Origin of the sequence: Oceaniglobus indicus (genome assembly GCF_002751875.1) — a bacterium.
Taxonomy (GTDB): domain Bacteria; phylum Pseudomonadota; class Alphaproteobacteria; order Rhodobacterales; family Rhodobacteraceae; genus Oceaniglobus; species Oceaniglobus indicus.
In genome coordinates this window covers 249668-262724 of record NZ_NMZM01000002.1, presented here as the reverse complement: position 1 = coordinate 262724, position 13057 = coordinate 249668, and the positions used below count along the sequence as shown (strand labels likewise).

The window sequence follows — 13057 nt, the reverse complement described above, 5'->3', positions numbered from 1 at the left end:
CGGCGCCATGAACACCACTTCACCACTTGAACGGGTGCTGCGCGGCATCGCGATCACCCTCGTGATCCTGTTCTTCATGTTCCCGATTTTCTGGATCGTGCTGATGTCGTTCCAGACCAACGCGACGATCCTGCAGGTGCCGCCGTCGATCTTCTTCGAGCCGACGTTGCAGAATTACCGCGGGCTGATCACCGGCCAGCTGGTCACCGACACCAGCTCGCTCGAGATCAAGTTCATGGGCAACCTGTTCAACTCGCTGTTCCTGTCGACAACGTCGGTTGCCGTCGGCCTGGTCCTTGGCGTGCCCGCTGCCTATGCCTTTGCGCGGCTCAAGTTCCGGGGGTCGGAAGACATCGCGTTTACCCTTCTGTCCTTCCGCTTCGCGCCGCCCCTTCTGGTGCTGCTGCCGCTGACGATCTATTTCCAGCAGCTGGGTCTGGCCAACACCTATGGCGGTCTGATCTGGGTCTATCAGCTGATCGTGCTGCCCCTGATCCTGTGGATCGTGCGCGGCTATTTCGAAGATATTCCCGCCGACATCGAATATGCCTATCGCATCGCCGGACATCGCTGGTGGACGACGTTCCGCAAGATCGCGCTTCCGCTGGCCGGTCCGGGCATCGCGGCAGCCGCCCTTCTGGCGTTCATCTTTGCCTGGAACAACTTCATCTTCGCGCTGGTGCTGGCCTCGGCGGACAAGCAGCCGGTGACGGTGGGGGCGCTGGCCTTCATCACGGCGTCGGGCGTGCAATACGGCCAGATTGCGGCCGGGATCATCCTGTCGATCGCGCCGACCTTTGCCCTGGCGCTTTACGCACAACGCTATCTTGTCGAAGGCCTGAGCCTTGGCGCGGTGAAAGGATAGACCATGACCCTGGCGCTTGAGAACATTGTCAAAGCCTTCAAGAAGGACGTGGTCCTTGACGGGGTCAGCCTGTCGGTGGACAGCGGCGAAACACTGGTGTTGTTCGGCCCGTCAGGGGCAGGCAAGACCGTGTTGCTGCGCCTGATCGCGGGCGTGATCGAGCCGGACGAAGGCACGATCACAATCCAGGGGCGCGACATGGACGGGGTCGAGCCGGAAGATCGCGGCATCGGCATGGCGTTCCAGAACTTCGCGCTGTTTCCGCACATGGACGCGACGCAGAACATCGCCGCCCCCCTGACCGCCCGCAACATGAGCAAATCCGCGATCACCGAAACGGTGAACAGGATCGCCCGGATGCTGAAGATCGAGCATGTGCTGCACCACAAGCCCAAGGAACTGTCCAACGGCCAGAAACAGCGCACGGCCCTGGCCCGCGCCCTGGCCGGCGAGCCGGACATCCTGTTGCTGGACGATCCGTTGCGCAACGTCGATGCCAAGCTGCGGTTCGAGATGCGGCTGGAATTGCCGCGTCTGCTGAAGGATCAGAACGCCACGGTGATCTATGTCACGCAGGATTACAAGGAGGCGATGGCGCTGGGCGACCGGATCGCGGTGATGAATGCCCACGGGATCGAACAGACCGGAACGCCCTCCGAAATCTACCTGGCACCGGCCAATATCGAGATCGCCCGCCTGTTCGGGGATCCGGTGATCAACCTGCTGGATGTCATCCCCGAACAGACCGAGGGCGGCATGCGCATCACCCTGTCCGGCGTTCCCGTGCCCATCGATGGCGGCTATGGCGAGGTCGCCGGGCGCGCGTGCATCGTCGGCATCCGCCCCGAGGCGCTGCGCTTCGTTGCCGAAGGCACTGCCGACGCGATCCCCCTGACGATCGAGACCGAGACGCCGCTGAACGAAAAGACCGTCACCTTGGGGCTGACGAAGAACGGGCGCGAAATCATGGTGTCGCGCCCCGCCGGCACGCCCGGTCCCGCCGAAGGCACGGGGTTCATCGCGATCGATGCGACACATGTCCACCTGTTCGACCGTGCCACGGGCAACCGGATTGTCCCGACCGAACGTCACACCGCAAGATCACAAGGAGCCGCATGATGACCGTCCTGTTGAAACTTGCGGGTGTCGACAAATTCTATGGCCCCATCGGCCAGGGCGTCCATGCCGTTCAGAACATCGACATGGACGTGATGAAGGGTGAGATCATCGCACTTCTCGGGTCGTCCGGGTGCGGCAAGACCTCGACCCTGCGGATGATCGCGGGGTTCGAGGAAACCAGCCGCGGCACCATTTCGCTTGCCGGGCGCGAGGTGCAGACCCTGCCCCCGGTGCGGCGCAACGTGGCGATGGCGTTCGAGGGATACTCGCTCTATCCGACGGTGACCGTCGGCGAAAACATCGCCTTTGCGCTGAAGGCGGCCAAGCTGCCGGCTGCCGAGGTGGACGCCAAGGTCAAGGAAGTGACCGAGATGCTGGAGATCACCGATATCCTGCATCGCTATCCCACCTCGGTATCGGGCGGGCAGCAACAGCGCGCCTCGCTGGCGCGTGCGTTGATCCGCGATGCCGATCTGCATCTTCTCGACGAACCCATGGGCCAGCTCGAGCCGCAGTTGCGCACGCTGCTGCGCGGCCGGATCAAGCATTATATCAAGGAACGCGGGCTGACCGCGATCCTGGTGACCCATGACCAGACCGAAGCCAACGCCCTGGCAGACCGGATCGCGGTGATGGAAGGCGGCGTCCTGCAACAGTTCGCAACGCCGCAGACCATCAAGGAGGCGCCTGCAAACCTGTTCACCGGCACCTTCGTGGGCGAACCCCCGATGAACGTCTTTTCCGCACAGGCCAGCGACGGGGGCGGGCAGTTGCAGCTTGACCTGGGGGATGGCGTGCATCTGAACTATGCCTCCGACGCCTTCGCCCCCGAAGTGCGCGCAACGCTTCTGGCGCGCAAGGACATCATGCTGGGCGTGCGGCCCTACGCGGTGCAACGGGATACGGCCGGCGCCGAGGCGCAGGTGATCGCGAACCAGTGGCTGGGGGATCAAAGCCATATCGCCGCGACGTTTGCCCGGGGCACGATCGTCCTGGTCGAACATGACCGGGCGGATGTCGCCGTCGGGGATGCGATCAGGGTGCGCCTGGCCCCCGAAGACCTGCATGTCTTCGACAAGGACACCGGCGCCGCGCTCAGCCACGGGACGCATCTGGCATGACGGATCGGGCGCGCGACATTCTGATCGGGATCGATGCCGGCACCTCGGTGATCAAATCCGTGGCCTTCCTGCTGGACGGCACGCAGATCGCCGTGGCCGCTGTCCCCAACCGATACACCACCCGCGCCGATGGTGCCGCGTTCCAGTCGCAGGACGAGACGTGGGCGAATTGTGCCCGGACCCTGCGGGATCTGGCCGCCAAGGTGCCGGACCTTGCCACGCGCACGGCCGCGCTTGCCGTGACCGGGCAGGGCGATGGCACCTGGCTGGTGGGCAAGGACAACCGGCCGGTGACGGACGCCTGGCTGTGGCTGGATGCGCGCAGTTCGCCAACGGCGACACGGCTGCGCCAGGCCGACACGCGCGCGCGGTTCGAAAGCACCGGAACGGGGCTGAACGCCTGCCAGATGGGCGTGCAATTGGCCCATATGGATGCCACGACACCCGACGTTCTGGACGCATCCGAGGTCGCGCTGCACTGCAAGGACTGGCTGTATCTGAACCTGACGAGTGTGCGCGCCACCGATCCGTCGGAAGCGAATTTCACCTTCGGCAACTATCGCACCCGCACCTACAGCGATGCGGTGATCGCCAGCCTGGGGCTGGATCACCGGCGCGCGCTGCTGCCCGAGATTGTCGATGGTGTCCGCCAGACCCATGGCCTGAGCGCAGAGGCCGCGGCACAGACCGGCCTTCTGCGCGGCACGCCCGTGGCGCTGGCCTATGTCGATGTGGCCCGCACCGGTTTGGGGGCGGGGTTGTACACGCCCGATGCCGCGACCGGCTGCACCATCGTGGGATCGACCGGCATGCACATGCGCGCGACCCCCGCCGCCGACGTCCGGCTGAGCGCTGAGCCATCGGGTTATGTCATGGTCCTGCCGGTGCCCGACACCGTAGCGCAGATCCAGACCAACATGGCCTCGACGCTGAACATCGACTGGTTGCTGGGGCTGGGGGCAGATCTGATCGAGGAGATGGGCGGCACCGTCAGCCGCGCCGATCTGGTCGCCCGGATCGAAGGCTGGCTGTCGCGCACGAACCCGGGCGAGGTGATCTATCACCCCTATATTTCCGAAGCGGGCGAGCGTGGGCCGTTCGTCGACACCAGCGCCCGGGCCGGGTTTGTCGGGCTGGGAACGCGGCACGGCTTTGCGGATCTGCTGCGCGCCGTGATCGAGGGCCTGGGATACGCGGCGCGCGATTGCTATGACGCCATGGGCGGCGCACCGGCCGAGGTGCGACTGACCGGCGGCGCGGCCCGCTCGGCGGCGCTGCGCCGGATCCTGTCGGCCGCGCTGGGCGCCTCGGTGCGCACCACCTCGCGCGAGGAGGCGGGGGCGGCGGGGGCGGCGATGACCGCCGCCGTCGCCATCGGCGCCTATCCCGACATGAGTGCCTGCTGCGCCGATTGGGTGCAGCCCCTGCTGGGCCCCGCCGAGGCGCCGGATGCGGCGCTTGCCGCACGCTACAGCGCCCTTTACCCGTCCTATCGCACCCTTCGCGCCCAGACTGCCCCGGTCTGGGCGACGCTGGCTGCCATCAACACCAAGGAGACGAACCATGCCTAAGTCGGTCGCGATCATCGGGGATCTGTTCATGCTGCCCGAAGCCTTCGCCGATGCATTGGTTGCGGCGTGCGGAGACGACGTGAGCATCCGCACCAAGACGAACAACTGGCCGGACGACCCGATGGAACATGGCTATGCCGTCGATGGCATGGATGGCCTGAAGGAATATTTCGGCACGGCCGATGACGTGGTGGAGTTTGTCGGTGACGCGGAAATCCTGGTGACCCAACTGGCGCCCCTGTCGCGCGGCATGTTCGAGCGGATGCCGAACCTCAAGCTGGTCGCGGTGTCGCGCGGCGGGCCGGTCAACGTGGACATGGCGGCGGCGGCGGATCACGGGGTGACGGTGGTCAACACGCCGGGGCGCAACGCGACCGCGGTGGCCGAGTTCACCATCGGCGCGATCCTCGCCGAGACGCGCAAGATCCGCACGGGGCACGAGGCCTTGCGCCAGGGCAAGTGGCGCGGCGATCTTTACCGCGCCGACACCACCGGGCGCGAATTGAACGAGATGACCGTTGGCGTCATCGGCTATGGCAATATCGGGACCAAGGTCGTGAAACTGCTGCGCGCCTTCGGCACCCGGGTGCTGGTCTGCGATCCCTATGTGCAACTGGCCCCCGAGGACGCACAGGCCGGGGTCGAGCACGTATCGCTTGACCGGCTGTTGGCCGACTCGGACGTGGTGACGTTGCATGCCCGCGTCACGGACGAAACAAGGAACATGATGAATGCCGAGGCTTTCAGAAAGATGAAGAACGACGCCCTGTTCGTGAACACGGCACGTGGACCGATGTGCGATTACGATGACCTGTATCAGGCGCTCGTGGACGGCGAAATCGGCAGTGCCATGCTGGAAACCTTCGGCGTCGAACCGGTTCCCGCCGACTGGCCGCTGTTGCAGTTGCCCAACGTGACCCTGACGCCCCATATCGCCGGGGCCTCGGTGCGCACGGTGACCTATGCCGCCGAACAGGCCGCAGAAGAGGTCCGCCGTTATATCGCGGGCGAACCTGCCCGCAACCGGTGCTGATCTGATGGGACACCGCGAGGACATCATCACAGCCTGCAAGAAGCTGGAAGCCGACGGCCTGAACCGGGGCGCGTCGGGCAATGTTTCCGTCCGTGACGGGGACGATATGCTGATCACGCCTTCGGCGGTCGGCTACGACGTGATCGCGCCGGACATGATTGCCCGAATGTCTCTGGCCGATGACAGCGGCACCTGGGAGGGGCCGAACAAGCCGTCGTCCGAGTGGCGTTTCCACCGCGACATCCTGCGCGGTCGCCCCGACATGAACGCGGTCGTTCACACCCATGCGCCCTATGCGACCATCCTGGCCATCGCGCGCAAACCGATCCCGGCGGTGCATTACATGATCGCGGCCTTCGGCGGCCCCGACATCCGCGTTTGCGATTACGCGCGCTATGGCACGGCCGATCTGTCGGCGTGCATCCTGACCGCGATGGAGGGGCGCAACGGCTGTCTGATGGCCAACCACGGCATGGTTGTCGGCGCGTCCGACCTGACCCGTGCCCTGTGGCTGGCCGGTGAGCTTGAGGCGCTGGCGCATCAATATGTCCATACCCTGGCGATCGGCGGCCCCGTGATCCTGAGCGATGCCGAGATCGAAGAAACCGCACGCGGTTTCGAAAGCTACGGTGTGCAGTCGAAGGACCGCCAGGCATGAGCGAACCGGTCGACCTTTTCATCATCGGCGGCGGCATCAACGGCGCGGGCATCGCCCGTGACGCCGCCGGGCGGGGCCTGAGCGTCGTGCTGTGCGAAAAGGACGACCTGGCACAGGGCACCTCGTCGCGGTCGGGCAAACTGGTCCATGGCGGGTTGCGTTACCTGGAATATTACGAATTCCGGCTGGTGCGCGAGGCGCTGATCGAACGTGAGGTGCTGCTGAATGCCGCGCCGCACATCATCTGGCCCATGCGCTTTGTCCTGCCCCATTCGCCCGACGACCGGCCGGCGTGGTTGGTGCGCCTGGGATTGTTCCTGTATGACAATCTGGGGGGCCGCAAAAAGCTGCCCGGCACGCGGGTGCTGAATCTGCGCCAGGATCCCGAAGGCGCGCCGCTGAAGGACACCTATACCAAGGGGTTCGAATATTCGGATTGCTGGGTCGACGATAGCCGCCTGGTGGTTCTGAACGCGGTGGATGCCGCCGCCAGGGGCGCGCAGGTGCTGACGCGCACGGCCTGCACGTCCGCGCGGCGCAACGGCCGGATGTGGGACATCACCGTGCAGGGCCCGGATGGTGAGCGGACGTTTTCGGCCCGCGCGCTGGTCAATGCCGCGGGGCCCTGGGTGACGGATGTCATCGGGCGCGTGACCGGAACCAACAGCAGGCGCAATGTCCGGCTGGTCAAGGGCTCGCACATCGTCACGCCGAAATTTTGGGAGGGGCCGCAGGCCTATCTGGTGCAGAACACCGACAAGCGGGTGATCTTCATCAACCCCTATGAGGGCGACAAGGCGCTGATCGGCACCACCGACATCCCCTATGACGGCGCCCCCGAGGCGGTGACGGCGGATCAATCCGAGATCGATTATCTGCTGGCGGCCGTGAACCGCTATTTCAAGCAGGAACTGACCCGCGACGATGTGGTCCAGAGCTTTTCCGGCGTTCGCCCGCTTTACGACGACGGGGCGGGCAACCCTTCGGCGGTGACGCGCGATTACGTGTTCGACCTCGAGGCGCAGGGCGGTGCGCCGCTTCTGAATGTCTTCGGCGGCAAGATCACGACGTTCCGAAAGCTGGCGGAACATGCGCTGCAAAAGCTGGACGCGACGTTCCCGCAGATGGGCGCGGACTGGACGGCGCAGGCGTCCTTGCCCGGTGGCGATATCGCGGGGGCGGATTTCGACGGGTTCCTGGCCGGGGTTCAGCGCGAATACCCCTGGTTGCCGCGTGACCTGGCGCTGCACTGGGGCCGGCTCTATGGCACGCGGATGCGGATGATCCTGGGCGATGCGACGGCGCTTGGCGGGTTGGGCATGCAATTCGGCCCGCGCCTGTTCGAGGCCGAGGTGCGCTATCTCGTGACCCATGAATGGGCGATGTCGGCGGCCGACGTGCTGCACCGGCGCACCAAGGAGAACCTTCACATGAGCGCCGCCGAGATCGAGGAGTTCACGACGTGGTTCGATCAGAACGCGGACCTGGCGGCATGACCGCGCGGCCCGATGACATGGACGATCTGGCGCGGCTGTCGGCGCGCATCGGCGCCGATCCGTTGCTGATACAGGCGGCGGGGGGGAATACCTCGGTCAAGGACGGACAGGTGATGTGGATCAAGGCTTCGGGCACACTTCTGGCCGAGGCTGAAACCCGCGACATCTTTGTGGCCTGCGATCTGCCCGCGATGCGCGACAGCCTGCAAAAGGGCGAGGACCGCGCCGATCGGCCGATGGAATTCGCCCTTGCCCAGGACGGCCTGCGCCCTTCGATCGAGACATCGCTGCACGCCGTCTTCCCGCAGCGCGTCGTGCTGCACGCCCATTGCATCCATACGCTGGTGCATGCCGTGCAGGCTGATCCGGTGGCCGCCATCGGCACCAAGCTGGGCGGCTTCGACTGGGGCATCGTGCCCTATGCGAAACCCGGCGCCGACCTTGCGATGCTGGTGCGTGACGAGGTCGAAAAGGGCCGTGACGTGATTATCCTGGGCAACCACGGCGTAATTGTCGCGGCCGACACGGTGGCCGCGGCCGACGATCTTCTGCACCGGGTGTCTGCCGCCCTTCGCATGGATGCCGTGCCATTGCAGGCCGCAACCCTGGGCGATCTGCCTGCGGGGTGGATGGTGGGGCCGGCGTCGCTGTCCCATGTCGCCGGTGACCCGGCGCTGTTGTCCATGGCGACGGGCGGAAGCCTTTATCCCGATCACGTCATCTTCTGCGGTGTGGGGGCTTTGGCCTGTGACATGCCGCCCGAAGGCGACAGCCCGCCGTTTGTCCTGATCCCCGGCAAGGGGGCGGCCATGCGCGCGGATGCAACGTCGGGGGCCTGGGCGCTGGCGCGGTGCCTGGGGGATGTGTTGACACGCGTGCCCGAAGGCGCGGCCCTGAATTACCTGACCTTGGCGCAAAACGGCGCGTTGCTGGACTGGGACGCCGAGAAATACCGGCAGGCATTGAATGGCTGAGCTGTTCCTTGGCATCGATCTGGGCACCTCGGGTGCGCGGGCCATGGTGATCGATGGCGCGGGGCAAGTTGTCGGCGCGGGCAAATCGGCGCTGTCGGACCACGCCGGCGGCCCGCGTGCGCCGGCGGTCTGGTGGGCCGCAACGCAGCGCGCGGTGCGCGCCGCGCTGGCGGATGTGACGGTGGGCGATGTGGTCGCGCTGGCGGTCGATGGCACGTCGGGAACGATGCTGGCCATCGATGGTCGGGGGGCGCCCCTGTCCGACGGGCTGATGTACAACGACGCCTGCACCGATGGCGATCTGCTGGCGCGCATCGCCGCCGTTTCGCCGCAGACAACTGCCGCACGCGGCGCCACCAGCGGATTGGCGCGGGCGGTGCAGCTTGCGGCACGGGGTAAGGCGCGGGTGGTGCACCAGGCCGACTGGATCGCCGGACAGTTCAGCGGACGCTGGATCAGTGACGAGAACAACGCCCTCAAGACCGGCTATGATCCCGTCAGCGGCCAATGGCCGGACTGGATCGCCGAAATTATCGACCCCGCCGTGCTGCCGGATGTCGTGGCACCGGGCGCGGTGGTCGGGCAGGTGGGCGCGAATGACTTCGGCCTTGCCGCGACCTGCTTGGTGGTTGCCGGCACGACCGATGGCTGTGCCTCTTTCCTGGCGACGGGGGCGGCGCGGGTGGGCGACGGGGTGACGGCCCTTGGCAGTACGCTGACGATCAAGCTTTTGTCCGACAAGCCGGTGTTCGCGCCTGAATTCGGCATCTACAGCCACAAGATCATGGGCCTCTGGCTGGCGGGCGGGGCGTCCAATTCGGGTGGCGCGGCGCTGTTGGTCGATTTCTCGCCGGCGCAGATCGCTTCCCTGTCCGCGCGTATCGACCCCGAGACCGATACCGGTCTGTCCTATTATCCGCTGGCCAAAACCGGCGAACGGTTTCCCGTCAACGACCCGGACCTTGCGCCGGTCATGGGGCCGCGCCCGGCCGACGACAGCGCGCACCTTCAGGCGATGTTCGAAGGCATCGCCACCATCGAGGCGCTGGCCTATCGCCGCCTGGCCGAGCTGGGCGCACCCCCGTTGCGCAGCGTCCGTTCGGTTGGCGGCGGCGCGGCGAACACGGCCTGGACGCGCATCCGCGCGCGGCGCCTGGCGGTTGCCATGCCGCCGCCCCTGTCCGGCGAGGCCGCATATGGCACGGCGCTTCTGGCACGGTCGGCCCGATGAAGACGGACCTCAGGGCGCTGGCAGGCCGATATGATGCCTTTCTGATCGATCAGTTCGGTGTGCTGATGGATGGCGCCGGGGCCTATGATGGCGCGGCCGCGGCCTTGTCGGCGCTGGCGGGGATGGGCAAGCGGATCGTGCTGTTGTCTAACTCGGGCAAACGCGCGGCACCCAACGCGGCGCGATTGACGCGGCTGGGGTTCGATCGGCACAGCTATCTCGGCGTGATGTCGTCGGGAGAGGCGGCTTTCGCCGAGATGAAACGCCGGATCGGACAGGACATCCGCCCAGGCGTCGCGGTCTGGGTGCATGCGCGCGACGGCGACATGTCGGCGGTCGACGGGCTGGACCTGACCCCGGTCGATCAGGCCGAAGCGGCCGATCTGCTGGTCATCGCCGGCAGCCGGGCCGATGAATTCGACCGCAACCAATACCGCGACTGGCTGGCGCCCGCGGCGCGGCGCGGCGTGCCGGCCTTCTGCACCAATCCCGACATGAAGATGCTGACGCCGCAGGGACAGCGGTTCGGCGCTGGCGCCATTGCGGAAATGTATGAGGATCTGGGCGGCAGGGTCGAATGGGTCGGCAAGCCCTTTCCGCTGATCTATCGCCGGGCCCACGATGCCCTGGGCAAGCCCGATCGCGTGCTGTGCATCGGTGACAGCCCGGCGCACGATATCGCCGGCGGTAAGGGCGCCGGTTTTGCCACCGCCCTGGTGCGCACGGGGCTGCATTCGGATCTGTCCGACGCCGCGCTGCTGGAGCATTGCCGCGCCACCGCGATGCCTGATTTCATCATACCGGGCTTTTGCCTGGAGGGACCGTTATGACACTGACGCTTTCGCTGAACACGAACCCCCTGGTCAACCGGTTCGCAGAACCCGACGACCTGATCGACACGGTCGCACGGGATCTGCGCATCCGTGACCTGCAACTGACCCATGAGTTCATCAACCCCGACTGGCCCGCCCCCGTGATCGCGCGGCTGAGCCGGACGATGGCGGCTGCCTTGCGCCGGACCGGTGTGCGCGTCACCAGCGGGATGACGGGCCCATACGGAAGGTTGAACCATTTCGGCCATCCCGATGCCGAGGTGCGGCGTCATCATGTGCAATGGTTCAAGACCTTCGCCGATATCACGGCCGATCTGGGCGGAACATCCATCGGCACGCAATTCGCCATCTTCACCTACCGCGATTTCGACGACCCAACCCGTCGCGCCGCCCTGATCGACAGCGCGATGGAATGCTGGGCCGAGGTGGCCGACCATGCCAAGGCCGCCGGACTGGAGTTTGTTTTCTGGGAGCCGATGAGCATCGGGCGCGAATTTGGGGAAACCATTGCCGGCGCGCTGGCGTTGCAGGATCGGCTTGAGCGTGCCGGTTTCGCGGTCCCGATGAAGATGATGGCCGACATCGACCATGGCGACGTGACCAGCCCCGATCCCGACGATTACGATCCCTACGCTTGGGCGCGGGCGGTGCCGAAGGTCAGCCCGATCATCCATATCAAGCAGAGTTTGATGGACAAGGGCGGCCACCGGCCATTCATCGCGGCGTTCAACGCTCGGGGGCGGATTCAGCCCGACGCCTTGCTTGCCGCTCTGGCCCAGGGCGGGGCGGTGGATAATGAGATCTGTCTTGAACTGTCCTTCAAGGAACGCGAGCCGAATGACCGCGAGGTGATCGACCAGATCGCCGAAAGCGTCGCCTTCTGGGCGCCCCATATCGATAGCGGAATACAGGATTTGAACATATGACCCAACCGTCGCTCTGGATCGGCACCAGTTGGAAGATGAACAAGACCCTGGCCGAGGGGCTGTCCTTTGCCCACGCACTGGCCGCGGCGGACGGCGGGCGCGATGCCCGCATCCAGCGGTTCGTGGTGCCCCCCTTCACCTGCGCGCGCGAGGTGAAGGCCGCGCTGGCCGACACGTCGGTCAAGGTCGGCGCGCAGAACATGCACTGGGCCGACGCGGGCGCCTGGACCGGCGAGGTTTCGGCGCCGATGCTGGTGGATTGCGGGCTGGACATGGTGGAGCTGGGCCATTCCGAACGGCGTGCGCACTTCGGCGAGACCGACGAAACCGTGGGGCTGAAGGTCGCCGCGGCGCAGCGGCACGGGCTGATCCCGCTGGTCTGCATCGGCGAAACCCTGGACGAACGGAACGCCGGGCGTGCAAGGGATGTGCTTGCCACGCAGGTCGGTGCCGCCCTGGCGCAGGCCAGCGGCGACGCGCCCGTTTTGCTGGCCTATGAGCCGGTGTGGGCGATCGGTGAACATGGCATCCCGGCGACATCCGACTATGCCGACGCGCGACAGGCCGAAATCATCGCCGTCGCCGGCGATGTGCTGGGACGGCGCGTGCCGTGCCTTTACGGCGGATCGGTCAATCCGGACAACTGCGAGGAATTGATCGGCTGCCCCCACGTGGACGGGCTGTTCATCGGCCGCTCGGCGTGGGACGTCACCGGCTATCTCGACATTCTGGCAAAATGCGCCGCAACCTTGGACAAGGGAGAACCGACATGAAAATCGCAGTGGCAGGGGACAGCGCAGGCGAAGGCCTGGCAAGGATCCTGGCCGATCATCTGGCCGAACGCCATGACGTGGTCGAGATGTCGCGCACCGAGGCCGGGCCCGACGCCTTCTATGCCGATCTGGCCGATCGGGTCGCAAGCGCCGTGATCGCCGGAAAGGTCGAGCGTGCCATCTTGGTCTGCGGCACCGGCATCGGAGTCTGCCTGTCGGCCAACAAGGTGGCGGGAATCCGTGCGGCGCAATGCCACGACACCTATTCCGCGGGCAAGGCCGCGACGTCGAACAATGCCCAGATCATCACCATGGGCGCACGGGTGATCGGCACCGAACTGGCCAAGGACATCGCAGACGCGTTCCTGTCCAGCCATTTCGATCCCGATGGACGCTCGGCCGGGAATGTCCGCGCGATCGACGCGGTGGACGCCAAGTACCACCGGGGCTGAGCGCG

General features: G+C 66.1%; 13 protein-coding genes. All 13 read left to right on the top strand.

All coding sequences use genetic code 11. The annotated features are described in order from the left end of the window. The first annotated feature begins 7 nt into the window (after window positions 1–7). Genes CFP68_RS03780 through CFP68_RS03720 form a run of 13 tightly spaced genes read left to right on the top strand, consistent with a single transcriptional unit; the run spans window position 8 to window position 13052 of the window. Complete coding sequence (locus CFP68_RS03780) at window positions 8–865, top strand: carbohydrate ABC transporter permease (protein WP_099824706.1); 858 nt, start codon at window positions 8–10, stop codon at window positions 863–865. Window positions 866–868: 3 nt separating this feature from the next. Further along, complete coding sequence (locus CFP68_RS03775) at window positions 869–1984, top strand: ABC transporter ATP-binding protein (protein ID WP_099824704.1); 1116 nt, start codon at window positions 869–871, stop codon at window positions 1982–1984. Continuing rightward, window positions 1981–3105 (top strand): ABC transporter ATP-binding protein, encoded by a 1125-nt coding sequence (locus CFP68_RS03770; protein WP_099824701.1) that lies wholly within the window; start codon window positions 1981–1983, stop codon window positions 3103–3105. Before CFP68_RS03775 ends, CFP68_RS03770 begins: the two co-directional genes overlap by 4 nt. Beyond that, entirely contained in the window at window positions 3102–4676 is a 1575-nt protein-coding gene (locus CFP68_RS03765) for an FGGY-family carbohydrate kinase (RefSeq protein WP_099824698.1), read from the top strand. Before CFP68_RS03770 ends, CFP68_RS03765 begins: the two co-directional genes overlap by 4 nt. After that, window positions 4669–5709: a 2-hydroxyacid dehydrogenase gene (locus CFP68_RS03760; protein ID WP_099824695.1), complete on the top strand. Its 1041-nt coding sequence runs from the start codon at window positions 4669–4671 to the stop codon at window positions 5707–5709. Before CFP68_RS03765 ends, CFP68_RS03760 begins: the two co-directional genes overlap by 8 nt. A gap of 4 nt (window positions 5710–5713) precedes the next feature. After that, the gene (locus CFP68_RS03755) at window positions 5714–6367 is read left to right on the top strand and encodes a class II aldolase/adducin family protein (RefSeq protein WP_099824693.1); all 654 of its coding nucleotides are present in this window, start codon (window positions 5714–5716) and stop codon (window positions 6365–6367) included. Then, a complete protein-coding gene (locus tag CFP68_RS03750) occupies window positions 6364–7863 on the top strand; it encodes a glycerol-3-phosphate dehydrogenase (protein ID WP_099824690.1) in 1500 nt (499 codons plus the stop codon). Before CFP68_RS03755 ends, CFP68_RS03750 begins: the two co-directional genes overlap by 4 nt. Further along, window positions 7860–8837, top strand: a complete 978-nt coding sequence (locus tag CFP68_RS03745; protein ID WP_099824688.1) for a class II aldolase/adducin family protein — start codon at window positions 7860–7862, stop codon at window positions 8835–8837. The genes CFP68_RS03750 and CFP68_RS03745 overlap by 4 nt, the downstream gene beginning before the upstream one ends. Then, entirely contained in the window at window positions 8830–10068 is a 1239-nt protein-coding gene (locus tag CFP68_RS03740) for an FGGY-family carbohydrate kinase (RefSeq protein ID WP_099824686.1), read from the top strand. The genes CFP68_RS03745 and CFP68_RS03740 overlap by 8 nt, the downstream gene beginning before the upstream one ends. Then, complete coding sequence (locus CFP68_RS03735; protein ID WP_099824684.1) at window positions 10065–10898, top strand: TIGR01459 family HAD-type hydrolase; 834 nt, start codon at window positions 10065–10067, stop codon at window positions 10896–10898. The genes CFP68_RS03740 and CFP68_RS03735 overlap by 4 nt, the downstream gene beginning before the upstream one ends. Continuing rightward, window positions 10895–11827 carry a sugar phosphate isomerase/epimerase family protein gene (locus CFP68_RS03730; RefSeq protein WP_099824679.1) on the top strand — a complete coding sequence of 311 codons (933 nt, stop codon included), beginning with the start codon at window positions 10895–10897 and terminating at the stop codon, window positions 11825–11827. Before CFP68_RS03735 ends, CFP68_RS03730 begins: the two co-directional genes overlap by 4 nt. Beyond that, window positions 11824–12600, top strand: coding sequence for a triose-phosphate isomerase (locus tag CFP68_RS03725; RefSeq protein ID WP_099824677.1), 777 nt, complete (start codon window positions 11824–11826; stop codon window positions 12598–12600). The genes CFP68_RS03730 and CFP68_RS03725 overlap by 4 nt, the downstream gene beginning before the upstream one ends. Beyond that, on the top strand, window positions 12597–13052 hold the full coding sequence (locus CFP68_RS03720) for an RpiB/LacA/LacB family sugar-phosphate isomerase (protein ID WP_099824675.1): 456 nt from the start codon (window positions 12597–12599) through the stop codon (window positions 13050–13052). Before CFP68_RS03725 ends, CFP68_RS03720 begins: the two co-directional genes overlap by 4 nt. Window positions 13053–13057 lie beyond the last annotated feature (5 nt).